The following is a 26,719-nucleotide window of genomic DNA, read 5'->3' as shown; positions in this document are numbered from 1 at the left end:
CATCGTCCGATTCCCCGGCTATAGGCTGCGCCCGCAATCCGAAATCCCGGACAGCGGAGACGAACCTTGGCGAATGTGGCGGTGATCGGAGCCCAGTGGGGCGACGAGGGCAAGGGCAAGATCGTCGACTGGTTGTCGAACCGGGCCGACATGGTCGTGCGGTTCCAAGGGGGACACAACGCCGGCCATACGCTGGTCGTGGACGGCAAGGTCTATAAGCTGGCGTTGCTGCCGAGCGGCGTGGTGCAGGGCAAGCCCTCGATCATCGGTAACGGCGTCGTCGTCGATCCCTGGCATCTGGTCGGGGAGATCGAGAAGATCGAGGCGCAAGGCGTCCGCATCAGCCCCGATGTTCTGATCATCGCGGACAATGCCTGTCTGATCCTGCCGATCCATCCGGCGCTGGACGTGGCGCGAGAGGCGGCGGCCAGTGCGCCGGGTGCGCGGATCGGCACGACCGGGCGCGGCATCGGGCCGGCCTATGAGGACAAGGTCGGGCGGCGCGCGATCCGGGTCTGTGACCTGGCCAGTGCCGAGGACCTGAAGGTCAAGATCGATCGTCTGCGGGCGCATCACGATCCGCTGCGCGTCGGGCTGGGGCTGGAGCCGATCGACCCGGACGCGCTGCTGGCGCAGCTGCTGGAGATCGCCCCGAAAATCCTGCCCTATGTGCAGCCGGCGTGGCGCGTTCTGGATCAGGCCCGGCGGGACGGGAAGCGCGTGCTGTTCGAAGGCGCCCAGGGGGCCTTCCTGGACGTGGATCACGGCACCTATCCCTATGTCACCTCGTCGAACACGGTCGCAGGCCAGGCCGCGGCGGGGTCCGGAATCGGGCCGCGGGGCGTCGGCTATGTGCTGGGGATCGTCAAGGCCTATACGACACGGGTGGGCGAAGGCCCCTTTGCCTGTGAGCTGAACGACGAGGTCGGCCAGCACCTGGCGACGGTCGGACGTGAGGTCGGGGTCAATACCGGTCGGCCGCGTCGGTGCGGATGGTTCGATGCGGTTCTGGTGCGCCAGTCGGTGGCGATCAACGGCATCGACGGTATCGCCCTGACCAAGCTGGACGTGCTGGACGGGCTGGAGACGTTGAAGATCTGCGTCGGCTATCGGATCGACGGGCAGGTGCTGGACTATCTGCCGTCCAGCCTGAACGCCCAGGGATCGGCCGAGCCGGTGTTCGAGGAGCTGGAGGGCTGGAGCGAGACGACGGCGGGCGCGCGCAGCTTCAAGGACCTGAACGCCAATGCCATCAAATACGTCCGCCGGATCGAGGAATTGATCGGTGCGCCGGTGGCCCTGCTGTCCACCAGCCCGGAGCGGGACGACACCATCATGATGAGAGACCCCTTCCAGGGCTGAGGCGATCGCGCCTCTGCGGGTTATGCAACCGGACTTTAACGGGTCCTGGCTATACCGGACGCCTGTATCCGGAGTTGGCTCGTGTTCGCACCCGATAGTCGTGTCCTGGCCCGTATGGAGCCCGTCGTTCGGCGCACCCTGATTGTCGATCCGAACCTGCATGCCGCACGCCTGCTGGTCGACATCATGAAGGGGCTGGGCGCGCGCGACGTCGCCGTGGAGACTGAAGAGAAGCGGGCACTGATGGCCGCGCGCGAGATGGAGCCGGGGCTGATCTTCACCGAGCGAAGCGGCGCGACCCTGGATGGCGAAGCCTTTACCCGCCAGCTCAGGCGCTCGGTCTTCGCCTGTCGCCGGGCCCCCGTCATTATGGTGACGGCAGAGGCCACCGCCAGTTCGATCAAGGGCGCGCGCGATGTGGGCGTGCATGAGTTTTTGAGGAAGCCCTTCACCAGCGCAGACCTGTTCAAGCGCGTGGAGAACGTGGCCCTGAAGCCCCGCGACTGGATTGAGGGGGTCGGCTATGTGGGCCCGGATCGGCGACGCTTCAACTCGGCGGAATACACAGGTCCGCAGAAGCGAAACTCCGACAAGCCCGCTTCGCGAGAGGCCGAGGCGGCGATGATCAAGGATCAGGCCCTGCGAATTCTGGCGTCGGCCCTGGACCAGTTCGACACCGACCCGATGCAGGCTGTCCGCGCGGTCAGGCAGCAGGCCGAGACGCTGAAAGCCCTCGGAATGAAGCGGACAGACACGGCCCTGGTGCTGGCGGCAGCGGGACTGGAAGCCAGTCTCGCCTCCGGCCCGCCGACGCGGGCCAGCCTGACACGCCCGATCGGGGTCTTGCTGGCCCTGGCCGACGCACCGCTGGCGCGCACGGCGTAGGGACTTCGTCCCTCCCCATGACGGGGAGGGAAGTCGGATCAGGCGTCGACGAGGTTTCGTTCTTCGGCAGCGGCGCGCATGGCCTTTTGCAGCTTCTCGAAGGCGCGGACCTCGATCTGGCGGACGCGTTCGCGGCTGACACCGTATTGACCGGCGAGTTCCTCGAGAGTGACGGGGTCGTCCTTAAGGCGACGCTCGGTCAGGATGTGTTTCTCCCGATCGGTCAGCTCCTGCATCGCCTCTTCCAGCAGGCTCATGCGGATCGATTTCTCTTCAGAGTCCGCCAAGGCGGTTTCCTGAGAAACAGCCGTGTCGTCGGCCAGCCAGTCCTGCCATTCGCTTTCACCATCGGCGCGCAGCGGCGCATTCAGCGAGGCATCCCCGCTGAGGCGACGGTTCATATTGGTGACGTCCTCCTCGGAGACGCCCAGTTTGGTGGCGATGGCGGCAAGGTGTTCGGGATGCAGATCGCCTTCCTCGAAGGCCGAGATCTGGCTCTTGGCCTTGCGCAGGTTGAAGAAGAGCTTCTTCTGGGCGGCGGTCGTGCCCATCTTCACCAGCGACCAGCTGCGAAGGATGTATTCCTGGATCGAAGCGCGGATCCACCACATGGCATAGGTCGCCAGGCGGAAGCCCTTGTCCGGATCGAATTTCTTGACGGCCTGCATCAGGCCGACGTTACCCTCTGAAATCACCTCGCCGATCGGCAGGCCGTAGCCGCGATAACCCATGGCGATCTTGGCCACGAGGCGAAGGTGTGAGGTCACAAGGCGATGGGCGGCCTCGGGGTCCTGATGCTCGGTCCAGCGCTTGGCGAGCATGAACTCCTCATCCTTGGCCAGCATCGGGAATTTGCGGATTTCGGACAGATAGCGCGACAGCCCCTGTTCAGGCGACATTACCGCGAGCGTTTTAGCGACAGCCATAGTGGTCCCTCCGACCGTTTGAACGAGCGGGCTCTGCGGAGACGGCCACCCAATGTGCACCGACACCTCACCCCTCAACCGGACACTTAGAGATGGGTTGCCCCGATTTTGAGGGGCGGATTGTCACACGAAAGCGTGACCGTGACCCATTCGCCACGTGCTTTGGTCTTGCGATCTTGTATCAGGCGGTCAGTCTTTAATCAAGACGGACTGGCCAGGGCCGCATTTAGGCGATCGATTGCCCGTCGCCATTGGGTGTCGTCGCCGTCGCGCTTTTCGGGATGGAAGGCCTGAAGATCGCGAATGGCAGGGGCCAGCGCCAGGGGAGCCTGGGTATTGGGGCGCGAGCCTTCGGCTGCCAGGAAGCCGTCGACGGCATGGCGATCCTGAACCTGCGGGTTCGGTGTGGACGGGGCGTCTGTCCGGTGCCCGGCCCAGAGAATGGCGCCCGTGATTTGATCTCGAAAACGCGGGTCGTCCCAGGTCGAAGGCGTATGGCCGAGGTTGGTGTAGAAGAGGCGGCCCTGACCCATGGACCGGACCCATGTGACGGGAACCGGATAGGGGCGGCGTAGTGGGCCATGGCGCATGTCGAGCGCCTGGAGCACGCGAACCTGGTCAGGCTGGAAGCCGACATATTGATAGATTTCCTCGGCGTAGTCGGTGCCGTCCGGCCACATCCGGGCCAGGGGATGATCGGGGTCCAGGTTGGCCAGGCGGATAGCCGTCCCCTCCGTCCACGGGTGGCCGTCGAAACGACCGCCGATGAAGGCGGTGTAGGCGTCCTGGCCGCCCTCGAAATCCAATGAGGTATCGGTGGCGCTATGGATGCCGACGAAGCCGCCACGACCGCTTTCGATCCAGGCCGTGATGGCGGTCCATGTGGCGCGATCGATGGGTAGGAGACCGGTGGTGTTGAAAACCAGGACATCGGTCTGGGCCAGCCGCTCGGGCGTGATCTCGCGTGCGTCCTGGGTCAGGAACAGTATCAGGCCCCCATCGGATGCCATCTGCTGCATGGCGATTTCGGAAGGAGCGAGGCCGCCGGTGGAGTAGCCGTCATCGGGACGCCGCACCGTCTCGTGCACCCAGCCCACGGCCTGGGAAAGATAGAGGACGCGAAGCGGCATCTCGGTCCGGGTGGGCCGGCCGCCGCCTGCGCAGGCGGTCAGGGCCGTAAGGGCGATGAGGCAGAGGAGAGGTCGCAACATCAGCCGGATTAGTCGTCAACCGCGGTGCCGGGTCAACGGCGAGGTCAAAGATCGGCCAGTAGGGCCTCCAGCGCAGTCATGTCCTGCGGGAGTGGCGTCTCGAACCGCATCGCCGCCCTGGTGATCGGATGAACGAAGCCCAGGACGGCCGCGTGGAGGGCCTGACGGGTCAGGCCGGCCTCGGCGATCGCGGCGCGGACGGGGACAGCGGGGCTGCCTGAGCCATAGGTGGCATCGCCCAGGATGGGGGCGCCTTTGGACGCCATATGGACTCGGATCTGGTGGGTGCGCCCGGTGTGCAGGGTGCAGGCGATGCGGGCGGCCATCGGTGAGGCACCGGGCTTGGCCGGGGTGCCGTAAACGGCCTGAACGACATAGTCGGTGATGGCCTCGCGCCCGCCGGTGCGCAGGACGGCCATCTTCTTGCGATCGGTATTGGAGCGGCCCAGGCGGCTTTCGATGCGGCCCTTCGCAGGGTTGGGGGCGCCGCGCGTCAGGGCGATGTAGGTCCGTTCGATGTCGTGGGTGGCGAACAGGGCCGACAGGCCGGCGTGGGCCCGGTCGGACTTGGCCGCGACCATGACGCCGGAGGTGTCCTTGTCCAGGCGGTGCACGATGCCAGGGCGAGCGACACCGCCGATGCCGCTGAGGCTGTCGCCGCAATGGGCCAGGAGGGCGTTCACCAGGGTGCCGTCGGGCGTGCCCGGCGCCGGGTGGGCGGCCATGCCCGCCGCCTTGTCGATCACAATCAGATCCTCGTCCTCATAAAGGACGGTCAGGGGAATGGCCTGCGGCAGGGGCGTGGCCGAGATCAGGGCGGGCACGGTGACGGCATAGAGGCCGGCCCGCGCCTTGGCCGAGGCGGTCGTGACGGGTTCGCCATCGACAGTCACGGCACCCAGGGCGAGCAGGGCCTGCAACCGGGCGCGCGACAGGTCGGGAAAGGCCTCGGCCAGCGCCCGGTCGAGACGGCGACCCGTCGCCTCGATCCGGGCTTCGAGCACGGTCAGGTCGTCGTCGGTGGCGTCGTCATCCTGTTGAGCCGGTATCATCGGCCCAAGGATACGGTGGTTCGCGCCGAGGTGACAGGCCGCAGCGGATTGATCCTAGGACGCGGCTTTCAGCTGGCGGCCGAAGACCGGGTCCAGGTCGCCGGAGGCATAGCGTTTGGCCATGTGGGCGGTGGACATCGGCTTGATATAGGACGCCTGACCCTCGCAGCCGAACTCCTGGAAGCGCTGCATGCAGACCTTCCGCATGGCCTCCTTGGCCGGCTTCAGATAGGCGCGCGGATCGAATTCGCCCGGCTTTTCGGCCAGCACCTTCCGGATCGCGCCCGTGATGGCCATGCGATTGTCGGTGTCGATGTTGATCTTGCGGACGCCGTGCTTGATGCCGCGCTGGATCTCTTCGACCGGCACGCCCCAGGTCTGGGGCATTTCGCCGCCGTACTGGTTGATGATGTCCTGAAGCTCCTGCGGCACGGACGAGGAGCCGTGCATGACTAGATGGGTGTCCGGCAGGCGGCGGTGGATCTCCTCGATCACATGCATGGCCAGGACGTCGCCGTCCGGCTTGCGGGTGAACTTATAGGCCCCGTGGCTGGTGCCCATGGCGATGGCCAGGGCGTCGACCTTGGTCTGGGCCACGAAGTCCACGGCCTGATCCGGATCGGTCAGCAGGGCAGAGTGGTCCAGCACGCCCTCGAAGCCGTGGCCGTCTTCGGCCTCGCCCATGCCGGTTTCCAGGCTGCCCAGGACACCCAGTTCGCCCTCGACCGAGACGCCGCAGGCATGGGCCATCTCGGTGACGCGGCGGGTGACGTCGACATTGTACTCGTAGTCGGCGGGGGTCTTGCCGTCTTCCTTCAGGCTGCCGTCCATCATCACCGAGGTGAAGCCGTACTGGATGGCGGTGGCGCAGGTGGCAGGGCCATTGCCGTGGTCCTGGTGCATGCAGACCGGGATGTGCGGATAGAGCTCGCACAGGGCGTCGATCAGGCGGGCCAAGACGACGTCATTGGCATAGGAACGGGCACCGCGGCTGGCCTGGATGATGACGGGGGCGTTGACCGCCTCTGCCGCCTCCATGATGGCCAGGCCCTGTTCCATGTTGTTGATATTGTAGGCCGGGAGGCCGTAGTCGTTCTCGGCCGCATGGTCGAGAAGCTGTCGCAGCGTGATGCGCGCCATGGGGAATCTGCTCCTGAACGTTTGTTTTTTTATGGTCGCGGTTTAGCGCCGGGCACGGCCGAAGTCACGCATTGTTACAGGCCCGGCCGATGGATTCTCGGCCGGGTGTTGCCGCGATGCGGTAGGCTGGTTCAGGCGCGCAGGGCCTCGACGCCGGGCAGGGGCTTGCCCTCCATCCACTCCAGGAAGGCCCCGCCGGCAGTGGAGACGAAGGTCATGTCTTCGATGACCTCGGCGTGGTTCAGGGCCGAGACGGTGTCGCCCCCGCCCGCGACGGCGATCAGCTTTCCGGCCTTGGTCAGATCGGCAGCATGGCGAGCGGCCTCGACCGTCGCCTTGTCGAAGGGCGGGATTTCGAACACGCCCAGCGGGCCGTTCCAGATCAGGGTTTTGGACAGGTCCATGGCGCGCTTCAGGCGGGCGACGGTCTCGGGCCCGGCGTCCAGGATCTTGTCGTCGGCGGCGATGCGGTCCAGGGCGCGGACGCCGGCCTCGGCCCCCGGCTTGATCTCCTTGGCCACCACGACATCGACCGGCAGCAGAAGTTCGCAACCCTGGCGACGGGCTTCTTCGATGATCTCCAGGGCGGTTTCGGCGAGGTCCTTCTCGCAGAGGGAGCCGCCGATATCGACGCCCTGGGCATGCAGGAAGGTGTTGGCCATGCCGCCGCCGATGGCGAGGCGATCCAGCTTGCCGACCAGGTTTTTCAGCAGATCGAGCTTGGTCGAGACCTTGGACCCGCCGACGATGCCCAGGACGGGCTTCTGGGGATTGCCCAGGGCGGCATCCAGGGCATCCAACTCACGCCGCATGGACTCGCCAGCATAGGCGGGCAGAAGCCGCGCCAGCCCTTCCGTCGACGCATGGGCGCGGTGCGCGGCCGAGAAGGCGTCATTGACATAGATGTCGCCGAGGTCGGCCAACTGCTGTGCGAAGGCCGGGTCGTTGGTCTCCTCGCCCGCATGGAAGCGGACGTTTTCCAGCAGGATGACACCGCCGGCATCAAGGTCAGCAAGGGCGGCCCTGGCTTCGTCACCCACGCAGTCGTCGGCGAAGCGGACGGGGGCACCCAGCAGGCGCTCCAGATCATCGACGACTGGCTTCAGGCTCATCGACGGCACGACCTTGCCCTTGGGCCGGTCGAAATGGGCCAAGAGGGCGACCTTGGCTCCGGCGTCGCGCAGACGCTGAATGGTCGGCAGGGCAACCCGCAGGCGGGTGTCGTCCGTGACCTTGCCGTCCTCCATCGGGACGTTGAAGTCGACGCGGACCAGGGCGGTCTTGCCGGCGAGGGAGGGGACGTCGTCGAGGGTGCGGAAGGTCATTGGTCATCTCCTGTCTCCTCCCTGTCGCGCAGCGATGGGGAGGTGGCGCGGCGCTCTTGCGCCGTGACGGAGGGGCTTCCGCCCCCAAATGAGTGCGGCGGATTGAGCCCCTCCACCGCTTCGCGGTCCCCCTCCCCATCGCTGCGCGACAGGGAGGAGACCCCACGTCAGATAAACTTCGACATCGCCAGCGCCGTGTCGGCCATCCGGCTCGCGAAGCCCCATTCGTTGTCGTACCAGGTCAGGACGCGGGCCAGCTTGCCGTCCACGACTTGCGTCTGGGGCAGGGCGGCCGTGGAGGAGGCGGCGATGTGGTTCAGGTCGGTGGAGACCAGGGCCTCGTCCGTCGTGGCCAGGACGCCCTTCATCGGGCCGTCGGCGGCGGCCTGGATGGCGGCGTTGATTTCTTCGACCGTGACTTCGCGGCCGGCGACGACCTTCAGGTCCACGACCGAGACGTTGGGGGTCGGGACGCGGATGGACGAGCCGTCCAGCTTGCCCTTCAGTTCCGGCAGGACCAGGCCCAGCGCCTTGGCGGCACCGGTCGAGGTCGGGATCATGGACAGGGCAGCGGCGCGGCTGCGGTACAGATCCTTGTGCATCGTATCCAGCGTCGGCTGGTCGCCGGTGTAGCTGTGGATCGTGGTCATATAGCCGCGCTCGATCCCGAACAGGTCGTGCATGACCTTGGCGACGGGGGCCAGGGCGTTGGTGGTGCACGAGCCGTTGGAGACGACGATGTCCTCGGCGGTCAGGGTGTCGTGGTTGACCTTATAGACGATGGTCTTGTCGGCACCGTCGCAGGGGGCCGAGACGAGGACGCGCTTGGCCCCGGCGGTCAGGTGGGCGCTGGCCTTTTCCTTGGTCGTGAAGATGCCGGTGCATTCGAAGGCGATGTCGACGTTCAGCTCGGCGTGCGGCAGCTTGGCGGGGTCGCGCTCAGCCGTGACCTTGATCTTGCCCAGGCCGACGTCGATCCAGTCCTCACCCGAGGTGATGGTGCCGGGGAAGCGGCCGTGGACGCTGTCGTACTTCAGCAGGTGGGCATTGGTGGCCACCGGGCCCAGGTCGTTGATCGCCACCACCTCGATGTCGCGACGGCCATGCTCGACGATCGAGCGCAGGACGAGGCGGCCGATGCGGCCGAAACCATTGATGGCGACGCGGACGGTCATGGGCGATGCTCCTGAAGCGATGTTTTGCGTTCTTTTCAGCCTGTCGCGCAGTGGCGCTGCGTCAGGCCCCGTTAGGCGCTTCAATGGAACCGTGAGGCCCGAGGATCAAGCCCGCAAGCGTAACAAGGCGTGATGATGTGTTACATTCCGGCGTGATTGTGGCTTGAGCGGGTAGGCTCCCACGACCTATCGTCGGGGCCATGCGTTTTCGCCCCTGCCTGCTTGCCCTTCTCGCCCTGACCTTCGGGACTTCTGTGGCCGCGCCGTCCGGGGCCTGGGTGCCGTCGGCGGTTGGCGTATCCGCAGAACAAGCCGAGCCGGACCGGGAGCGGGCGCGGACGAACCAGCGGGTCTTCGACAAGGTCTGGAACGAGGTGAGGCGCGCCTATTACGACCCGACCCTGCATGGCGTGGACTGGGATGCGGCCCGGGACACCTATCGTCCGCAGGCGCTGGCGGCGACGAACGATCGCGAACTGTACGACGTGCTGAACCGTATGCTGGACCTGCTGGACGACGCCCATGCCAGTGCGTCGCCCCCCGCCGTTGCCCGGCGTCAGGATGGCCTGCGGACGCGCCGGGCAGTGGTCGGCATGACCATGACGCGCGGCGATGATGGCATCTACAATGTCGAACGGGTGCGGCCCGGGTCTCCGGCCGAGGCGGCAGGGATACGGCTGGGCTGGCGCATCCGGATCGACGACGGGGGCTGGACGCCGGAACAGGACATCGTCGAAGGCCAGCCGATCTCGGTGTTGGCCATCGACGATACGGGGGCCGAGCGGACCCTGACCCTGGTCCCGACCGTGATGGAGCCGACGCCTGCCTTCGTCGCGGACCGGTCGCGGGCCGGTGTGGTGGTGCTGCGGATCGAGGGGTTCGAGGCGGGGCTGGGCCGCTGGATGGGCGAGCAGCTGACCGATCTGCCGCCCGAGACGGATGTGGTGGTGGATCTGCGCGGCAACTCCGGAGGGCTGCTGATCGAGGCGGAAGCGGTGCTGAGCTGTTTCCTGCCGGGCGGTCAGACCTGGGCCTATCGCATTTCGCGCGGCGGACGACGGGCGATCCTGAGGACTGAAACGCCGTGCGGGACCCTGGGCGCGCCCGTGGCCAATGACGTCGCCATCCTGGTGGGGCCGACCAGCCGCAGCGCGGCGGAACTGACGCCTGCTGCCCTGCAGGAAGCCGGGCGCGCGGTGGTGATCGGCGAGCGGACGGCGGGCTCTGTGCTGATCTCGCAGGACACGGCTCTGCCGGACGGCGGGCGGCTGACGCTGAGCCGGTCCGATTTCATCACCGGATCCGGGGTTCGGTTGGAAAAGACGGGCGTCGAGCCGGACCTGATCGTGCCGACGACGGTGGAAGACCGGTTGGCGGGGCGCGACCCGGCGCTGGACCGGGCCGTGGCCATTCTGGACGGGGACCTGTGATCAGGCCGGGACGACCCTGACGCGTCCCGCCGCCTCGCGCGCACGCTCACGGGCCTGATCGACGTCCGCGCCGCGCGCCAGGGCGACGCCCATGCGGCGGCGGGCGAAACTCTCTGGCTTTCCGAACAGGCGCAGGTCGGCGGTGGGGACACGCAGGGCCTCGGCCACGCCCTCGAAGGCCACACCTTGCGCCTCTATCCCGCCATAGATGACGGCGCTGGCGCCGGTCTCGCGCAGGGTGACATCGATGGGAAGACCCAGGATGGCCCGCGCGTGCAGGGCGAACTCGGACTGGATCTGGGTGGCCAGGGTCACGAGGCCGGTATCGTGGGGGCGCGGCGAGACCTCGGAGAACCAGACCTGGTCACCCTTCACGAACAGCTCCACGCCGAATACGCCCAGGCCGCCCAGGGCAGCCGTCACGCGAGCGGCGATGTCCTGGGAGGCCGAAAGGGCGGCCGGGCTCATGGCCTGGGGCTGCCAGCTTTCGACATAGTCGCCCTGAACCTGACGATGGCCGATGGGGGCGCAGAAGTCAGTGCGGGTCTGGCCGTCTGCATCCAACGATCGGACGGTCAGCAGGGTGATCTCATAGTCGAAGTCGATCCGGCCTTCGACGATGACACGGGCCGCATCGACGCGCCCCGCGGACTGGGCATAGGCGAAGGCATTGCCCGCATCCTCAACTGCCTCGATGACCGACTGGCCCTTGCCGGAGGATGACATCACCGGCTTGACGAAACAGGGCAGGCCGATGCGGTGGGCGGCTTCGGCCAGTTCCGCCGCCGTGGACGCAAAAGCATAGGGGCTGGTCGGCAGACCCAGTTCCTCGGCCGCCAGACGGCGGATGCCTTCGCGGTTCATGGTCAGTTGGACGGCGCGTGCCGTCGGGACGACGCGCGCCAGGCCGGCGGCCTCGATATCGGCCAGGACATCGGTGGCGATGGCCTCGATCTCGGGCACGATGATGTGCGGGGCCTCGACCAGGATGATGCCGTTCAGCACCTGGGGGTCGGTCATCGGGATGACGTGGCTGCGATGGGCCACCTGCATGGCCGGGGCATTCGGATAGCGGTCGACGGCGATGACCTCGGCACCCAGCCGTTGCAGCTCGATCGCGACCTCCTTGCCCAGCTCGCCTGCGCCCAGGAGCATGACGCGCACGGCGGTGTCGGAAAGCGGGGTGCCGAGCTTCATCAGAGGCGCGCCTTGGCAGCGGCAACCACGGCATCGGCTGTGATGCCGAACTCGCGGTAGAGGACTTCCGCCGGGGCACTGGCTCCAAAGGAGGACATGCCGACGAAGGCTCCGTCCTCGCCGATGAAACGCTCCCAGCCCTGTTTGACGGCGGCTTCGACGGCGACCCGGACGGTGCCGCGGCCGATGATCGAGGCCTGATAGGCGGCGTCCTGCTGCTCGAACAGTTCGAAACAGGGCACCGAGACGACGCGGGTGGGGGTGCCTTCCGCTTCCAGGGTCTCGGCCGCCTTAAGGGCCAGGGGAACCTCAGTGCCCGTGGCGAAAAGGGTGACCTTGGCCTCGCCCGAGGCGGCCTTCAGCTCATAGGCGCCCTTGGCCGACAGATTGGTGTCGGAGGCCGACAGGCGAACGGCGGCGGTCTTCTGGCGCGACAGGGCCAGGGCCGAGGGACCCGTGCGGTTCTGCAGTGCTGCCTGCCAGCACTCCATGGCCTCGATCGTGTCGGCGGGCCGGAAGACCAGCAGGTTGGGGATGGCGCGCAGGGCGGCCAGATGTTCGACCGGCTGGTGCGTCGGGCCGTCCTCGCCCAGGCCGATAGAGTCGTGGGTCAGGACATGGACGACGCGGATGCCCATCAGTGCAGCCAGGCGGATCGACGGGCGGCTGTAGTCCGAGAACACCATGAAGGTGCCGCCATAGGGGATCACGCCCCCATGCAGCGCCATGCCGTTCATGGCCGCAGCCATGCCGTGTTCGCGAATGCCCCAGTTGACGTAGCGACCCTCGTAATCGGGCGCGTCATAGGTGCGGGTGCCCTTGACCAGGGTGTTGTTGGAGCCGGTCAGGTCGGCCGAGCCACCGATCATTTCCGGGATGGCACCGAACAGCTGATCCAGGGCGGCGCCGGAAGCCTGGCGGGTGGCCTGGGCGGGTTTGGTCTCGACCAGCTGGGCGATGGCGGCTTTCAGCGGCTCGAACGCAGCGGCGGGCAGGTCGCCGGCCATGGCGCGAGTGAATTCGTCGGCGTGGGCGCTGTCGGCCAGGCGGGCCTCCCAGGCCTTGCGCGCCTTGGCTCCCTGCTTGCCGACCTTCTTCCAGGCTTTCTCGATGGCTTCGGGCAGGTCGAAGGGCTCATGCTCCCAGCCCATGCCCAGGCGGCTGGCCGCGATCTCGGCGGCACCCAGGGCGGCACCGTGGGTCTTGTGGCTGCCCTCCAGGGTGGCGGCGCCCTTGCCGATCTTGGTCTTGCAGGCGACCAGCGAGGGCTTGGACTGTTTCGTCGCCCAGGCCAGGGCCTTCTTGATGGCCGAGGTGTCGTGCCCGTCGACGGCCTTGACCGCCCAGCCCGCCGCCTTGAACCGCGCCAGTTGATCGGTGGCATCAGACAATGACACCGCACCGTCGATGGTGATGGCGTTGTCGTCCCACAGCACCGTCAGCTTGTTCAGCTGATAGCGGCCGGCCAGGGCGATTGCCTCCTGAGAAATCCCTTCCATCAGGCAGCCGTCACCAGCGATGACCCAGGTCCGGTGGTCGACCAGGTCGTCGCCGAAGCGCGAAGCCAGGTGGCGCTCGGCCATGGCGAAGCCGACCGCATTGGACAGGCCCTGACCCAGCGGGCCCGTTGTCGTCTCGACCCCCGGCATATGGCCGTATTCCGGGTGGCCGGCGGTCTTGGAGCCCCACTGGCGGAAGTTCGACAGTTCTTCGCGCGTGGCCGCCTTGTAGCCCGTCAGATGCAGCAGGGCGTAGATCAGCATAGAGCCGTGCCCGGCCGAAAGAATGAAGCGATCACGGTCCGCCCAGTCGGGGCGAGAGGCGTCGAACTTCAGATATTTCGAGAACAGCACCGTGGCGACATCGGCCATGCCCATGGGCATGCCGGGGTGGCCGCTGTTGGCCTTTTCAACGCCGTCCATGGCCAGGACCCGGATGGCGTCAGCCATCTGCTTGGAGGTGACTTTGTGGGGGGCGGTCTTGGCGTCTGACACGGGAATTCTTTCGTCGGTCATCGGAAAAAGGGGTGCGGCGGCGCTTTACCGCAGCGCGTGGGCGGGTTCTATACGGATTCAAGGAGGATGCGAGCCCGATGGACGCTGTCAGTGCCGCCAAAGACCGGATCGACAAGGCCCTGTCGAAGCTTGAGCGCAAGATGCTGGAGCTGAAGGCGCGCGCGGCCGGTGCCGGAACGGTGGGGGACGACGACCTGTTCGCGCCCGTGCGCACAGCGGCTGCCGATGACGGTCGCGTCGCGGAACTGGAGGCTGCAGGGCAGCAGGCGTCGCAGGCGCTGGCCGACGCCGCTGAACAAATCCGCCACATCTTGAGCGAGCGCGCCTGATGGCCACGGTAACGGTCGAGGTCAACGGGCGCCCCTATGCTGTCGGCTGTGCCGACGGTCAGGAAGATCGCGTCCGCAGTCTGGCGGGACAGTTCGACGCCCATGTGCGTCAGGTGGCGGGCGAGGTCGGTCATGTCGGCGACCTGCGACTGTTCCTGATGGCGGGCCTGCTGCTGGCGGACGAACTGCATGAGGCGAAGCTGGCGGTGTCCGGGCCGCCCGCAGCGGCACCTGTCGTCCTCAATGGAGCCGGGGCGGAAGCGGGCGTCGCCGAGGCCTTGAACGCGGTCGCGGCCCGTCTCGAGAAGATTGTGCTCTCGCTCTGAGGCCTCCTCCTCGCCATCAGAACCTCCCGGCCGCCGGGCTGCTCGCACCCCTCCCCATCATCGCGCATGGGAAGGGGACAGACAGCATTGTCGGTGGTCACCGGAGCGCCTATCTTGATCGACGGCGGGTCGCTGCGGCTCTCGTCGAAGGCAACATATCCTCGCGGCCTTAATTCACTCGAAGGGAGCTGTCCCTGTCTGGGCTCGAGGGCCCGGGTATATGGCGCCCACCTGGTTATCCAGGCTCGAGAGGATCAAACCGACCTTCACGGCTCTCGCGGCACCCGCCACCCTGATCCAACGCCCTGTGGCGAGCAATGAGCGCGCGATGACCTCCGACAAGACGGTTCTTCGCGCACAGATGCGTGCCCTGCGCCGCAACCTCTCCGATGCCAGTCCCGATGCCGCCGGTCGTGTCGCGGACCACGCAGCCTCCCTGCCTCCAGGGCGCGAGGTTGCCGTCTATCGCGCCATGGGCTCGGAGATGGACGTCGCGCCTCTCGCCCAAGCCCTGTTGCGACAGGGGCACCGGCTCAGCCTTCCCGTCGTCGTCCGGCGGGATGAGGCGATGATCTTTCGCCGCTGGACACCGGGGGATCCCCTTGAGCCCGATCTGGCGGGATGCCCGTCCCCTCTGCCATTGGCGGATACGGTGGTGCCTGACCTAGTCCTCGTGCCGCTGCTGGCTTTTGACAATACGGGAGCGAGGCTGGGGCAGGGCGGTGGCCACTATGATCGGACGCTGGCTCAGCTTCGTCGCAGCACGGCGGTTCTGGCTATCGGTCTGGCCTATGCGGGACAGCGCCTCGATCGCCTGCCGATCGAGGCCCACGATCAGGGTTTGGATGGCATTCTGACCGAGAGCGGCTATATCCCGGCGCGGAAAGTCTGAGGTGCCATGCGACTAGCGTTCTTTGGAGATGTGATCGGCAAGTCGGGCCGCGACGGCATCAGCGATCATCTGCCGCGTCTGCGGCGTGAGCTGGGCCTGGATTTCGTGGTGGTCAATGCCGAGAACGCGGCCGGGGGCTTCGGCATCACCGAGAATACGGCCAAGGAACTGTTCATGGCCGGGGCGGACTGCCTGACCCTTGGCAACCACAGCTGGGACCAGCGCGAGGCGCTGACCTATATCGTGCGCGAGCCGCGCCTGATCCGCCCGGCCAACTATCCCCGGCTGATGGATGCGCCGGGGGCAGGGGCCAATCTGTTCGAGACGCAGAGCGGCAAGATGGTGCTGGTCATGAACGTGCTGGGACGCGTCCATATGGATGCGGTCGATGATCCGTTCGGCGCGGTGGAGCGCGAACTGGCCGCCTGTCCCATGGGGATCGCCGCCGATGCCGTGATCGTGGACATTCATGCCGAGGCCACCAGCGAAAAGATGGCCATGGGTCACTTCTGCGACGGACGCGCCAGTCTGGTCGTGGGGACCCACACCCATGTGCCCACCGCCGATGCTCAGATCCTGCCCGGCGGCACGGCTTATCAGACCGATGCCGGCGGCTGCTGCGACTATGACAGCGTGATCGGCAACGAGAAGGAAGAGCCGCTGCGGCGCTTCACGACCCGCCTGTCGGGTGGGCGCTATTCGCCCGCGCACGGACCCGCGACCGTATGCGGCGTCTATGTCGAGACCGACGACAAGACCGGCCTGGCCACCCGGATCGAGCCGATCCGGGTGGGGGGGCGATTGAGCCAGAGCGTGCCGGTCGCTGCCTGAACCAGGCCGTCAGTCGCCAGCATTGTCCACGATGGGCGTAAACCCGCCGTAGATCATTGTCTTAGCGTTCATCGGACCGTTGACCATGTCCATCTTCATGCGGGGATCCTGCATGATCTTGGCATTGCAGGCGTCGCGCGTTTCCTTGTCCGGGTATTCGATCCAGGAGAAGATCACCACCTCATCCTCCTGGCACTGAACGGCGCGGGGGAATGATGTGACTTCGCCATAGGGCACGTCCTCGGCCACCGCCTCGACCGTGCGCAGGGCGCCATATTCTTTCCAGACGTCCGCCGCGTCGGATGCGATCTGTCTGTATTCGTCCAGCCGGTCCTTTTTCACCGCCAGAACGAAGCCGTCGACATAGGCCATCTTGGGTCTCCCTGGGTTGATTCCGAACCAAGGACGAACGGCTCGGCTCCGTTCCGACATCGGATGTGGAATCAGGCGGACACGACCCTCGCATCGCCGCTGGCCACGGCGAACTTGGCTCTGGTGCTGAGGGTGCCGCCCCGGTCGGAGACCTTGTCCAGCACCTTGAACTCCGTCTGCCAGCGCTCGGCGGTCACGTCGCAAACGACATAGCCGCGCTGGGCATTGTTGAACTTCAGGAACGGATTGTCCGCCAGATAGCGACGGCCGTCCGCGCGCTGATCCTGACCGTCGCCCGACGAACTGATCGAGGTCGTGACGAATTCCGACGCGATCGGCGCTCCCTCGGGCTCGCGCCCATCCAGGAACAGCTCTCCGGCATAGTTTTGATGCTCGTCGCCGGTCAGGACCACGGTGTTGCCGATCCGCCGGTCGCGCAGGTGGCGCAGAAGCCGTTGGCGCGGAATGCGGTATCCCGCCCAGGTGTCGAGGTTGTAGCCCGGCTCGGGCCCTTCCTTGCGGTCCAGGTCCATGACCATGATCTGCTGGGCCAGAACGTTCCAGTGCGCCTGGGATCGGTTCAGGCTTTCGAACAGCCAGGCCTCCTGAGCCTGACCCAGGACCTGGGCCGTATCGGCATCCACGCCCGCGCAAGCCGAGGCCCAGCGGTCGTTGCAGGGCTGGTCGGTGCGGTATTGGCGGGTATCCAGCAGGTTCAGGTCCAGCAGACTGCCCCAGGATGCCTTGCGATAAAGCTGTAGCGCCGAGCCGCGGGGGAAGGCCGAGCGGCGCAGCGGCATATGCTCATAGAAGGCCTGCATCGCGGCCTGCTGGCGCAGGGCGAAGATCTCCGGCGGAACGCCGTCCTGGTCGAGGGCGGAGACCCAGTTGTTGTCGATCTCGTGATCGTCCCAGGTGACGAACCAGGCGGCCGAGGCGTGGCTGGCCTGCAGGTCCGTGTCCATCTTGTACTGGGCATAGCGGCGACGGTAGTCGTCCAGACTGTAAATCTCGCCGCCGAAGTGCTGGCGCGGATTCTCCGAGGTGCCGCCCGAGCCGTTATAAACGCGGCTGCTGCGGCCTTCGTAGATGTAGTCGCCGTAGCAGTAGATGAAGTCGAGCTCTTCTTCGGCCGCCTTGCGGTGGGCGGTATAGAAACCCTGTTCATAGGCCTGGCAGCCCAGCACGCCGAAGCGGGCAGAGGCGATGGCAGAACCCAGGGCCGGGGCTGTCCGGGCGCGGCCGGTGGCGCTGCGCTCGCGCCCGGCATTGAAGCGATAGAAATAGGGACGGCCGGGCTCCAGTCCCTCGACCTCAACGTGGACGGCGTGGGCCAGTTCGGGGCGGGCGATGGCCTCGCCGCTGCGCACCACCGTGCCGAAGCCGGCGTCGGAGGCGACTTCCCACTTCACCGGCACGGGAGCAGAGGGCATGCCGTTGCCGATTTCCAGCGGCTTGGGTGCCAGACGGGTCCAGATGACGAAGCCGTCGGGCAGGGGATCACCGGCCGCAACGCCCAGCTGGAAGGGGTAGTCGGCAAAGATCGGGTCGGCCAGGGCCTGGCGACCGGCACCGAGCACGGTACCGCCGGCTCCCAGTCCCAGCAGGAGACCGCGACGGGACAGGGCGTTGAAGGGGCTCATGCGGATCTCCTGTGACTAAGCGCCCGACCTAACCTGCAAATGTGACAGTCGTCACGCGTCAGTTCGATCGGACTGACGGCCCTGACAGGCGCCGAGCGCGGAGTTGTCGTGAAGTCGGGCCGCAAACGGCAGCAGGGCCAAGGGTTTTCAGCACCGGGCAGGAATCCAGGGTCAGCCGTGGGGCAAGCTGAGCCGGTCCAGTGACGACCGGAAGACGACGTGTCAGTTGGCCGCCGCCTGCAGCGCGCGCATCTGATTGAGCTGAATGCTGCTGGTTTCGATGGTGGTCTGGGCGAGGCGGCGGACCTCGGGGTCGTTCGAGCCGGCCAGGATCTGGCGGGACTGGGCGATGGCGGTCTCGTGGTGGGTCGTCATCTGGGCGATATAGGCCTCGTCCGCAGACGAGCGGGGCGCGGCGGGGGCAACCGGGCCGGATACCTCGCCGTCGCGAACGGTCTCGGCATGGCGGGCGGCAGAGGCTTCGCGTACCGCCTGTTCGACAGGATCGCCACCGCCCTCGCAGCCCCCGAGAAGCAGAATGGACAGAGCAAGCATGAAGCTGATCGACGATCTCAAGGCTAGCTCCTGCCGGGCGTGACGGCCGAGTGGCTGCGACCGTCACGGTGGATGACCGTGGTGGGCGCGCGGTCGCTGTAGGGCGGGATCACGGCCTCGATCCGGCCATACAGCCGATCGGTCGCCGCAGCACTGTCCAGATCGACGCACAGGGTGGATTCGCCCTCGCGTCCCCATGGTGTTTCGGAGGATGTCTCTACGTCGGGGTCGTTCTGGACGATCGACAGGATGCGACGTTTGAGGTCCGGATCGACGCCCATGGCATAGCTGCCGAACCGGACTTCGACGTCACAGCCGGTGGTGTCGGTGGATGGGGCGGTCGGCGCGCTGGCACAGGCTGCTGCCGTCAGGCACAGGATCACCAGCGCCAGGCGGCTCACGCGCCGATCCAACCGGGCATCCAGCCTTCGTGCCATTCGCGCAGGTGCTCCAGCGGAATGTGGAACAGGTCTCGCGATCCGAAGTCGCGACCGACCGCCCGGCCCACGACAGACGCATGCAGCCCGGCCTCGCGCGCCGCATCCAGGATCGGGCCCGCCTCGGGCACAGCCACCAGATAGCGCGCCTGATCTTCGGCAAAGAGGAAGATATGGGCGTGGGTCTCGCTCTTGGCGTCCAGCTCGATGCCGACGTCGGAGGCCAGGGCCAGGTCGGCGGCCGCGCCGATCAGGCCGCCATCCGATAGGTCGTGAACGCACGTCAGCTCGCCCGCCTCGATCAACCCGCGCACGAAGTCGCCGGTCTTTCGCTCCAGCGCCAGGTCGACCGGCGGCGGGGCTCCGTCCTCGCGGCCCAGAACCTCGCGCAGATAGATGGAGGCGCCCAGTTCGCCATGGGTCTCGCCGATCAGGACCAGATGGTCGCCCTCCACCATGGTCGAAAAGCCCGCGACCACGTCATAGTTGGGCAGAAGACCGACGCCGCCCACGGTAGGGGTGGGCGGAATGGCGACACCGTTCGTCTCGTTGTAGAGGCTGACGTTTCCGCTCACGACCGGGAAGTCCAGTTCGCGGCAGGCCTCGGCCATGCCGTCGATCGCGCGCACGATCTGACCCATGATCTCAGGCCGTTGCGGATTGCCGAAATTGAGATTGTCGGTGATGGCGATGGGCCTCGCGCCTACGGCCGTCAGATTGCGCCACGCCTCGGCCACGCACTGCTTGCCGCCCTCATAGGGGTCGTTCTGGACATAGCGCGGGGTGCAGTCGCTGGTGACGGCCAGACCCTTGTCGGTGCCATGAACCCGCACCACGCCGGCATCGGCCCCGGTGGCCGAATCCTGAAGGGTGTCGGCCATGACGTGGCGGTCGTACTGTTCCCAGATCCAGCGCTTGGAGGCCATGTCGGGGCAGGCAACGACCTTCATCACCGCATCGGCCCAGTTGTCCGGGGCCGGGACCTCGGCGGGGGCCAGTCGCGGGTGAAGCTCGGGCTGGACCCAGGGACGATCGTACAGCGGTGCATCGTCGAACAGCGGGGCCAGGGGCACGTCGCAGACGACTTGGCCGTGATGGTTCAGGACCAGCCGGCCGGTCTCGGTCGTCTTGCCGATGACGGCAGCGTCCAGGCCCCATTTCTCGAAGATGCGATAACCGTCCTGCTCCCGGCCCGGCTTCAGGACCGCCAGCATCCGCTCCTGGCTTTCCGACAGCATCATCTCATAGGCCGTCATGCCGGTTTCGCGCTGGGGCACCGCGTCCATGTTCAGCTCGATGCCAACGCCGCCCTTGCCGGCCATTTCCACTGAAGACGAGGTCAGGCCTGCGGCTCCCATGTCCTGGATGGCGGCCACGGCACCGGAGGCCATCAGCTCCAGCGTGGCTTCGATCAGCAGCTTTTCGGCAAAGGGATCGCCGACCTGGACGGTGGGGCGCTTGGACTCCGACTCGTCGTCGAACTCGGTCGAGGACATGGTCGCGCCGTGGATCCCGTCGCGGCCCGTTTTCGAACCGAAATAGACCACGGACATGCCCGGTCCCGGGGCGGCCGAATAGAAGATGCTGTCGGCCTTGGCCAAGCCCACACACATGGCATTGACCAGGATGTTGCCATTGTAGCCGCGGTGGAAATTGGTCTCGCCTGCCACGGTCGGGACGCCGACGCAGTTGCCGTAACCGCCAATGCCGCTGACCACGCCCTTGACCAGCCGCTTGGTCTTTTCGTGCGACGGGTCGCCAAAGCGCAGAGCGTTCAGCAGGGCCACCGGGCGGGCCCCCATGGTGAAGACGTCGCGCATGATGCCGCCCACGCCCGTCGCCGCGCCCTGATAGGGTTCGATGAAGCTGGGGTGGTTGTGGCTTTCCATCTTGAAGATGCAGGCGTCGCCGTCATCGATATCGATGACGCCGGCATTCTCGCCGGGACCGCAGATGACCCGCGGGCCCTTGGTCGGGAACTTGCCCAGGTGAATCTTGGACGACTTATAGGAGCAATGCTCGGACCACATGACCGAGAACACGCCCAATTCCAGTTGGTTCGGCTCGCGGCCGAGGCGGTCGAGGACCACCTGATATTCACTGGGGCTCAGGCCGTATTCGGCGGCCAGTTCGGCGATGGTCTTCTGTGTGGCGCTCATGGGCGCGGGTTCTAGCGGGACTCGGCCCAAAACGTAATACCGGCCGCCGGATTCCTAGGCCTCAGGTTTCCGAGGGGCGGGGCTTCTCTACTCCGGCACGAAGGCGCAGCACCAAGACGACGGTGCCCACGATCACAGCGATTGCGGCGGCCAGGGCGGCGAAGGCCAGGGTCGGGTTGCGTGACTGTTCGGCGGCAAAGGCACCGATCAGGCCCCAGGCAATGGGCAGGGCATAGGCGGGAATTCGCAGCTGTGCCGTGATCGCCAGGGCCAGAACCGACACCACGACGACGGCCAGGATCGCCCAAAGAGTCGGCGAAAGCGCGGCGGGCAGGTCGCCGTTTCCGGTCAGGACCGTCAGCAGATTGACGGGAGCAGCAATCGTCAGCCATCCCGCCAGCAGGCTGAGCGGCCAGACCACCAGCCAGCGGTCCCGGTCCCAGCGCGGCAGGGCCCGCACCGTGGCGGCATTGAGCAGCAGCGGTACAATCAGCACGATGGCCGAGCCGAAAATCAGCAGAATCGTGCCGATCTCCCAGTCCAGAGCCGCCGCGATGATCCACCAGCCGATGCCCAGCATCGCCGCAGCAGACGGCCAGCCGAGCCGGTTGATCATCGGGCTTTCGCCGGTCTGCGGCAGAACCTGACGCACCGCATAGGCCAAGAGACCCAGGTAGATGATGCCCCAGATTGAAAAGGCCCAGCCTGCCACCTTGAGCGTCGCGTCGCTGTCCGCCGAAAACTCGGCGGCCGTCTGTCCCAGGCCCAAGCCCATCTGCCCATAGGCGACCACAACGGCGAAGGCCGCCGTGGCCAGGACGACCAGACGGCGGGTCCTTTGAGCGGGTGTGGGCCGGAGAATCGAGGACATCGCGCTTCCTTGGCAGAAACTATCTTGGCCGCAGATACGTCTGGCGACGGCAAAGGTTCATCTGTGCGGCATCTTGGAACCCCGACAAGGGGCATCGGTTCTGTCGGGACACATCCGACAGGAGACCCTCATGGCCGACACCCCCACTTTCGAAACCGACGAGATCGAGGCCACCCGAGCCCGCGAACAGGGTCTGGGCATCGGCGCGCGCGAAATGGCCGCCCAGCGCGATCCGGGCGATGTCAAATCGCGCGATGACGAAGACGCCAAGGTCGAACCGGCGGACGAGCAGCTGTCGCCCGCCAGCGATGCCTGAGCCGGCTGCGCCTACTGTTCCTCGTCCGTGTCGGAGTCGTTGACGGTCACCATGGCGATGCCTTCGTAGGAGAAGGTGCGCGAGTGAGCCATGTCGACGCCGGTGTTCCAGTTCGCCGCCCCGTAGCCCGTGTAGTAGGTCGTGGTGGACACGCCGATGGCGATGGAGTCGTAGGTCTGGCCAACGCGGGCGGGGTTCTGGCTCACCAGAACGTACTGTTCGGTTTCACGCGGACGGAACAGCACCGAAAAGTTCGGGCCGCGATACATGTACTCGTCATCCGCGAAGCGCCGCACCGTCTGACCCTGGGCGTCCAGGGTTTCCACATGCGGTGACAGGACGCGCAACGCTTCCAACTGGCCGCCGACGGTCAAGGTCTTGTCAGCGTGGTCTGAGGGAATCTCGAACAGGACATAGGCGGTTCGCAGGTCCGGTCGCGCCAAGCAGGCCGACGCCGAACCGATCGGCGCGGCCACGACATGCACGGCGGCTTCCTTTTTCGGCGTCAGGCTGATGGCCTGGGTCAGGTCGGGCGCATCGGTGCAGTCTACCGCCGAAAACTCCAGCACGGGCATAGCCGGCGGCTCGACGGTGACGCAGGCCGCCAGAAACAGGGTAGCGCTGATCGGCAGGATTGCGCGCATCGGCCTATCTCAGCAGTTGGGCAGCCGTGTCGGCCACCTGCTTCAGGGCGTCTTCGATACCCGCCGCCATACGAGCCGGGTCCGCCAGCAGTTCCTCACGGTTCTGGAAGACGTAGGCCGGGTTCGGCGACAGGGTGATCACGCCCGCATCCGCAGAAGTCATGCCGTTATAGACGATGCGGTTGTCCATCAGGATCACCGACGGATCGGCGGCGCTGACCAGTCGAACCTGAGCCACCACGGACGGACGGAAGGGCTGGAAGGCTCCGGCGGACAGATAGCCGTAATGGTCGATCACCACGTCCATATAGGCGTCGGTGGTGCCATTGGCGGTCGGGTAGCTGACCAGGAAGGCGCGCTTGGGCCGGGCCGAATCCGATTGCGTGCTGACGGTATAGCCATTGGCGGTCAGGCGCTCGGACAGCCGGCGCTCGAAGACCGCTTCGCCATCGAAGGTGACGCTGTCCAGGGCCCGGTTGACGGCACCCTGCCGCTCGGCCTGGATACCGGCATCGACCAGGGCCCCGATCAGGCCGAAGTTGGAGCCCATCGAAGCGACCTCATAGGCTATCGCTTCAGGAGCGCCGGCATCGTCGATGATGGTGATGGTGCGGACGTTTGCCGTAGCCCGATCATAGGGCGTGGCGACGTAAGGCGACGCGCAGGCGGCAACAGAAAGGAGCGCGAGGGCTCCGACAATTTTCTTGAACACTGACTTCCCCCCATAGGATTTGAGGGAGGTTGAGCCCGAGCTTTCGCGCCTGTCAATCGCGCGCTCTGTCATAAAACGAGGAAATTCAGGCCGCTGCGTAGATCGATCGAAACAGGACCGCGCCGTCCGCCGAACCCAGTTCAGCCTCGAAGGCCCGGTCCGGGTGGGGCATCATGCCCAGGACGTTTCCGCGCGCGTTCTGGATCCCCGCAATATCGGCCACTGAGCCGTTGGGGTTGTCGACATAGCGGAAGACGACCTGCCCCTCGCCCTCGATGCGGGCCAGGGTCTCGGGATCTGCGAAATAGTTTCCGTCCCCATTGCCCTGGGTCATCACGACCTCATCCTGGCCTTGATAGCCGGCCGTGAAGCGGGTGTTGGGGTTGGCGACGGTCAGGCTGATCGGCTTGCAGACGTATTTCAGACCTGCATTGCGCAGAAGTGCGCCCGGCAGCAGCCCCGCCTCGCAGAGAATCTGGAAGCCGTTGCATATGCCCAGCACGGCAACCCCGTCGTCGGCGGCCTTCTTGACGGCCTGCATGACCGGCGACTGCGCTGCCATGGCACCGCAGCGAAGATAATCGCCATAGGAGAAGCCGCCCGGCAGGACGATCAGGTCCAGCCCGGAGGGCAGGGACGTTTCGTGATGCCAGACCATTTCGACCCGCTCGCCAGTGGAGCGTTCGACCGCGACCTTGCAGTCGCGATCACAGTTGGATCCGGGGAAGACGATGACGGCTGCGCTCATGGCGCGGGCGTTTAGCAGGGTTCGCGGCCGATGTCAGGGGCGAGGCGAGCCTCAGCCCTTGTTCTCATAGGTCGCGGTGATCGTGGCCTTGGCCAGGGTGTGGAAGAAGAGGTTGAACCCGAACACGGCACCGGAATTGTCCGGCGTCACGTCCAGTTGTTCCACGTCCACCGCAAAGACGGTGAAGATATAGCGGTGTGGGCCATGCCCCGGCGGCGGTGCTGCCCCGCCGAAGCCGGGCGCGCCATAGTCGGTCCGACCCTCGACCGCCCCGGCAGGCACCGGGCCCCCGGTCGGGATTTCGCTGACGTCGGCCGGAATATTGGCCACGGTCCAGTGCCAGAAACCCGAGCCCGTCGGCGCGTCCGGATCATAGCAAGTGATGGCGAAGCTCTTGGTGCCCTCAGGCGCGCCTGACCATGCCAGATGGGGCGAGGTATCGCCCTTGGCCTGAACCTGCGCATCCGGCAGGACCCCGCCGTCGGTGATGTCGTTGGAGGTCAGGGTGAAGGTCATGGAACGCTCCGTATCGAGTTCAGGCACCTAACGATCTTCAGCCGATCTCGATCCGATAGGATTCGATCACCGTATTGGCCAGCAGAGTTTCGCACATGCGTTTGACCTCGGCCTGGGGGTCGCCTTCGCCGTCGAAGTCGAACTCGATCAGCTTGCCGACCCGCGCATTGGCGACGCCAGGCCAGCCCAGGCCGTTCAGCGCGCCTTCGACCGCCTTGCCCTGCACGTCCAGGACGCCGGGCTTCAGGAAGATGTGAACCTTGACCGTCTTTGTCATCGTCAGTGCAACCCGCCCTGAATCACCGTCGGCATATCCTTCATGATGCCCAGGCGGCGCGCCACCTCGGCATAGCTCTCGATCACATTGCCCAGGTCGCGGCGGAACCGGTCCTTGTCCATCTTCTCGCCGGTGGTCGTGTCCCACAGGCGGCAGGAATCGGGGCTGATCTCGTCGGCCAGGATGACGCGCGAGAAATCGTTTTCCCAGATGCGGCCAAACTCGATCTTGAAGTCCACCAGAGTGATGCCGACGGCACCGAACATGCCCGACAGATAGTCGTTGACCCGCACAGTCATGGCCAGGATGTCGTCGATCTCCTGGGTCGAGGCCCAGTTGAAGGCGGTGATGTGCTCTTCGGTCACCATCGGGTCGTTCAGCTCATCCTTCTTGTAATAGAATTCGATGATCGAACGGGGCAGGGGCGTGCCCTCTTCCTGACCCAGGCGCGTCGCCAGTGAACCGGCGACGACGTTACGGCACACCACTTCCAGCGGGATGATCTCGACCTCGCGGATCAGCTGCTCACGCAGATTCAGCCGCTTGATGAAGTGATTGGTGACGCCGATGCCGTTCAGGCGGCTCATAACGAACTCGCTGATGCGGTTGTTGATGACGCCCTTACCCTCCAGCTGAGCCTTCTTCTCGCCGTTGAAAGCTGTGGCATCGTCCTTGAAATATTGGATCAGAGTGCCGGGCTCGGGACCTTCGTAAAGGATCTTGGCCTTGCCTTCGTAGAGCTTCTTGCGTTTGGCGTTCATGGTCTTCTGGTCGTTTCCGGGTCGGGTCCCAGAGGGGAAAAGTCAGGTTTGCCAGAAACAAAAATCGCGCGGCCGGTGGTGTGCTGGCGGCGCGATCCGGAATCGGCGGTCGGTTAAATAGGGTCGCTTTCACCCTAGCTGAAGCAGGCCCGCGACACAAACGCCCCGCGTCGCTGGTGTCAGGCGAAGTCATGTTGCGTTCGTCCGCAGCCCGGCTATAGACGAAGCCCTTGGGTCGCGTGGTGCGCGAACCGTGACTGGAGCTGAAGACCGTCCATGACCACCTTCGATGATCGGGAACAGGCCTATGAGGCCAAATTTGCCCTCGATCAGGAGCAAGAGTTCAAGGCCATGGCCCGCCGCAACAAGCTGCTGGGCCTGTGGGCGGCCGAGAAGATGGGCCTGAACGCCGAAAGCGCCGAGCAATACGCCTCTGCCGTCGTGCGCGCCGACTTCGACCAGCCGGGCGACGAGGACGTCTTCCGCAAGGTCGCCGGCGACTTTGAAGGTTCGGGTCTGGAGATTCGCGAAAGCGAGATCCGCCGCAAGATGGACGAGTTCGGCTCCATCGCCCGCGATCAGATTCGCGCGGGCGAATAAACCCACCAGCCA

The 26,719-nt window shown here is 66.1% G+C and carries 29 protein-coding genes and 1 other RNA gene; 10 read left to right on the top strand and 20 right to left on the bottom strand.

From position 1 onward, the window contains the following. The first annotated feature begins 66 nt into the window (after positions 1–66). Positions 67–1,362 carry an adenylosuccinate synthase gene (locus JIP62_RS05475; protein WP_201103894.1) on the top strand — a complete coding sequence of 432 codons (1,296 nt, stop codon included), beginning with the start codon at positions 67–69 and terminating at the stop codon, positions 1,360–1,362. A gap of 81 nt (positions 1,363–1,443) precedes the next feature. Then, entirely contained in the window at positions 1,444–2,247 is an 804-nt protein-coding gene (locus JIP62_RS05470) for a response regulator (protein WP_201103893.1), read from the top strand. Positions 2,248–2,285: 38 nt separating this feature from the next. On the opposite strand, the gene rpoH is transcribed toward JIP62_RS05470, so the two are convergent. From rpoH to gap, 6 genes are all read right to left on the bottom strand, one after another. Then, positions 2,286–3,173, bottom strand: coding sequence for an RNA polymerase sigma factor RpoH (gene rpoH, locus JIP62_RS05465; RefSeq protein WP_201103892.1), 888 nt, complete (start codon positions 3,171–3,173; stop codon positions 2,286–2,288). A gap of 200 nt (positions 3,174–3,373) precedes the next feature. Further along, positions 3,374–4,384, bottom strand: a complete 1,011-nt coding sequence (locus JIP62_RS05460; RefSeq protein WP_201103891.1) for a ThuA domain-containing protein — start codon at positions 4,382–4,384, stop codon at positions 3,374–3,376. A gap of 44 nt (positions 4,385–4,428) precedes the next feature. Then, positions 4,429–5,436 (bottom strand): RluA family pseudouridine synthase, encoded by a 1,008-nt coding sequence (locus JIP62_RS05455; protein WP_201103890.1) that lies wholly within the window; start codon positions 5,434–5,436, stop codon positions 4,429–4,431. A 54-nt stretch (positions 5,437–5,490) separates the two neighbouring features. Beyond that, a complete protein-coding gene (fba, locus tag JIP62_RS05450) occupies positions 5,491–6,576 on the bottom strand; it encodes a class II fructose-bisphosphate aldolase (protein ID WP_201103889.1) in 1,086 nt (361 codons plus the stop codon). A gap of 131 nt (positions 6,577–6,707) precedes the next feature. Further along, positions 6,708–7,901, bottom strand: a complete 1,194-nt coding sequence (locus tag JIP62_RS05445) for a phosphoglycerate kinase (protein WP_201103888.1) — start codon at positions 7,899–7,901, stop codon at positions 6,708–6,710. A gap of 167 nt (positions 7,902–8,068) precedes the next feature. Continuing rightward, a complete protein-coding gene (gap, locus tag JIP62_RS05440) occupies positions 8,069–9,076 on the bottom strand; it encodes a type I glyceraldehyde-3-phosphate dehydrogenase (RefSeq protein ID WP_201103887.1) in 1,008 nt (335 codons plus the stop codon). A gap of 200 nt (positions 9,077–9,276) precedes the next feature. Between gap and JIP62_RS05435 the strand changes: the two genes are divergently transcribed. Then, a complete protein-coding gene (locus JIP62_RS05435) occupies positions 9,277–10,506 on the top strand; it encodes a S41 family peptidase (RefSeq protein ID WP_201103886.1) in 1,230 nt (409 codons plus the stop codon). Here JIP62_RS05435 and purT read toward each other — a convergent pair whose 3' ends face one another. Next, positions 10,507–11,703 (bottom strand): formate-dependent phosphoribosylglycinamide formyltransferase, encoded by a 1,197-nt coding sequence (gene purT, locus JIP62_RS05430; RefSeq protein ID WP_201103885.1) that lies wholly within the window; start codon positions 11,701–11,703, stop codon positions 10,507–10,509. After that, a complete protein-coding gene (gene tkt / locus JIP62_RS05425; protein WP_230974903.1) occupies positions 11,703–13,652 on the bottom strand; it encodes a transketolase in 1,950 nt (649 codons plus the stop codon). Before tkt ends, purT begins: the two co-directional genes overlap by 1 nt. Before the next feature lie 143 nt (positions 13,653–13,795). On the opposite strand from tkt, the gene JIP62_RS05420 reads away from it, so the two are divergent. The 5 genes from JIP62_RS05420 (at position 13,796) to JIP62_RS05400 (ending at position 16,096) form a co-directional block, all read left to right on the top strand. Next, positions 13,796–14,047, top strand: a complete 252-nt coding sequence (locus tag JIP62_RS05420) for a hypothetical protein (protein ID WP_201103883.1) — start codon at positions 13,796–13,798, stop codon at positions 14,045–14,047. After that, positions 14,047–14,373, top strand: coding sequence for a cell division protein ZapA (locus tag JIP62_RS05415; protein ID WP_201103882.1), 327 nt, complete (start codon positions 14,047–14,049; stop codon positions 14,371–14,373). Before JIP62_RS05420 ends, JIP62_RS05415 begins: the two co-directional genes overlap by 1 nt. Before the next feature lie 126 nt (positions 14,374–14,499). Beyond that, positions 14,500–14,661, top strand: a non-coding RNA gene (ssrS, locus tag JIP62_RS05410) — 6S RNA. Between the two features lie 40 nt (positions 14,662–14,701). Next, positions 14,702–15,265: a 5-formyltetrahydrofolate cyclo-ligase gene (locus JIP62_RS05405; RefSeq protein WP_201103881.1), complete on the top strand. Its 564-nt coding sequence runs from the start codon at positions 14,702–14,704 to the stop codon at positions 15,263–15,265. Between the two features lie 6 nt (positions 15,266–15,271). Further along, on the top strand, positions 15,272–16,096 hold the full coding sequence (locus JIP62_RS05400; RefSeq protein ID WP_201103880.1) for a TIGR00282 family metallophosphoesterase: 825 nt from the start codon (positions 15,272–15,274) through the stop codon (positions 16,094–16,096). Between the two features lie 9 nt (positions 16,097–16,105). On the opposite strand, the gene JIP62_RS05395 is transcribed toward JIP62_RS05400, so the two are convergent. The 6 genes from JIP62_RS05395 to JIP62_RS05370 all read right to left on the bottom strand — a co-directional run bounded on the left by JIP62_RS05395 (position 16,106) and on the right by JIP62_RS05370 (position 22,133). Then, complete coding sequence (locus JIP62_RS05395) at positions 16,106–16,468, bottom strand: DUF1428 domain-containing protein (protein WP_201103879.1); 363 nt, start codon at positions 16,466–16,468, stop codon at positions 16,106–16,108. Between the two features lie 71 nt (positions 16,469–16,539). After that, the gene (locus JIP62_RS05390) at positions 16,540–18,111 is read right to left on the bottom strand and encodes an alkaline phosphatase D family protein (RefSeq protein ID WP_201103878.1); all 1,572 of its coding nucleotides are present in this window, start codon (positions 18,109–18,111) and stop codon (positions 16,540–16,542) included. A 222-nt stretch (positions 18,112–18,333) separates the two neighbouring features. Further along, positions 18,334–18,687, bottom strand: coding sequence for a DUF305 domain-containing protein (locus JIP62_RS05385; protein WP_201103877.1), 354 nt, complete (start codon positions 18,685–18,687; stop codon positions 18,334–18,336). 2 nt (positions 18,688–18,689) lie between these two features. Further along, the gene (locus tag JIP62_RS05380; protein WP_201103876.1) at positions 18,690–19,067 is read right to left on the bottom strand and encodes a hypothetical protein; all 378 of its coding nucleotides are present in this window, start codon (positions 19,065–19,067) and stop codon (positions 18,690–18,692) included. Further along, on the bottom strand, positions 19,064–21,262 hold the full coding sequence (purL, locus tag JIP62_RS05375; protein ID WP_201103875.1) for a phosphoribosylformylglycinamidine synthase subunit PurL: 2,199 nt from the start codon (positions 21,260–21,262) through the stop codon (positions 19,064–19,066). The genes JIP62_RS05380 and purL overlap by 4 nt, the downstream gene beginning before the upstream one ends. 61 nt (positions 21,263–21,323) lie before the next feature. After that, the gene (locus JIP62_RS05370) at positions 21,324–22,133 is read right to left on the bottom strand and encodes a hypothetical protein (protein ID WP_201103874.1); all 810 of its coding nucleotides are present in this window, start codon (positions 22,131–22,133) and stop codon (positions 21,324–21,326) included. Positions 22,134–22,263: 130 nt separating this feature from the next. Between JIP62_RS05370 and JIP62_RS05365 the strand changes: the two genes are divergently transcribed. Then, positions 22,264–22,449 carry a hypothetical protein gene (locus JIP62_RS05365; RefSeq protein WP_201103873.1) on the top strand — a complete coding sequence of 62 codons (186 nt, stop codon included), beginning with the start codon at positions 22,264–22,266 and terminating at the stop codon, positions 22,447–22,449. Positions 22,450–22,460: 11 nt separating this feature from the next. Here the strand turns inward: JIP62_RS05365 and JIP62_RS05360 are convergent, their stop codons facing one another. The 6 genes from JIP62_RS05360 to purC form a co-directional block, all read right to left on the bottom strand. Further along, positions 22,461–23,093: a MalM family protein gene (locus tag JIP62_RS05360; RefSeq protein ID WP_201103872.1), complete on the bottom strand. Its 633-nt coding sequence runs from the start codon at positions 23,091–23,093 to the stop codon at positions 22,461–22,463. Positions 23,094–23,097: 4 nt separating this feature from the next. Next, positions 23,098–23,805 carry a hypothetical protein gene (locus tag JIP62_RS05355; RefSeq protein WP_201103871.1) on the bottom strand — a complete coding sequence of 236 codons (708 nt, stop codon included), beginning with the start codon at positions 23,803–23,805 and terminating at the stop codon, positions 23,098–23,100. 85 nt (positions 23,806–23,890) lie between these two features. Next, positions 23,891–24,553, bottom strand: coding sequence for a phosphoribosylformylglycinamidine synthase subunit PurQ (gene purQ, locus JIP62_RS05350; RefSeq protein ID WP_201103870.1), 663 nt, complete (start codon positions 24,551–24,553; stop codon positions 23,891–23,893). Between the two features lie 51 nt (positions 24,554–24,604). Beyond that, positions 24,605–25,069, bottom strand: coding sequence for a YbhB/YbcL family Raf kinase inhibitor-like protein (locus tag JIP62_RS05345; RefSeq protein WP_201103869.1), 465 nt, complete (start codon positions 25,067–25,069; stop codon positions 24,605–24,607). Positions 25,070–25,106: 37 nt separating this feature from the next. Beyond that, positions 25,107–25,346 carry a phosphoribosylformylglycinamidine synthase subunit PurS gene (gene purS / locus JIP62_RS05340; RefSeq protein WP_201103868.1) on the bottom strand — a complete coding sequence of 80 codons (240 nt, stop codon included), beginning with the start codon at positions 25,344–25,346 and terminating at the stop codon, positions 25,107–25,109. Positions 25,347–25,348: 2 nt separating this feature from the next. Then, positions 25,349–26,107 carry a phosphoribosylaminoimidazolesuccinocarboxamide synthase gene (gene purC / locus JIP62_RS05335; protein ID WP_201103867.1) on the bottom strand — a complete coding sequence of 253 codons (759 nt, stop codon included), beginning with the start codon at positions 26,105–26,107 and terminating at the stop codon, positions 25,349–25,351. Between the two features lie 276 nt (positions 26,108–26,383). Between purC and JIP62_RS05330 the strand changes: the two genes are divergently transcribed. Continuing rightward, positions 26,384–26,707 carry a DUF1476 domain-containing protein gene (locus JIP62_RS05330; protein WP_201103866.1) on the top strand — a complete coding sequence of 108 codons (324 nt, stop codon included), beginning with the start codon at positions 26,384–26,386 and terminating at the stop codon, positions 26,705–26,707. Positions 26,708–26,719: the final 12 nt, after the last annotated feature.

The organism is Brevundimonas vitisensis, assembly GCF_016656965.1.
In the GTDB taxonomy this organism is placed as follows: Bacteria; Pseudomonadota; Alphaproteobacteria; order Caulobacterales; family Caulobacteraceae; genus Brevundimonas; species Brevundimonas vitisensis.
This window is presented reverse-complemented; position numbering and strand designations above follow the sequence as displayed.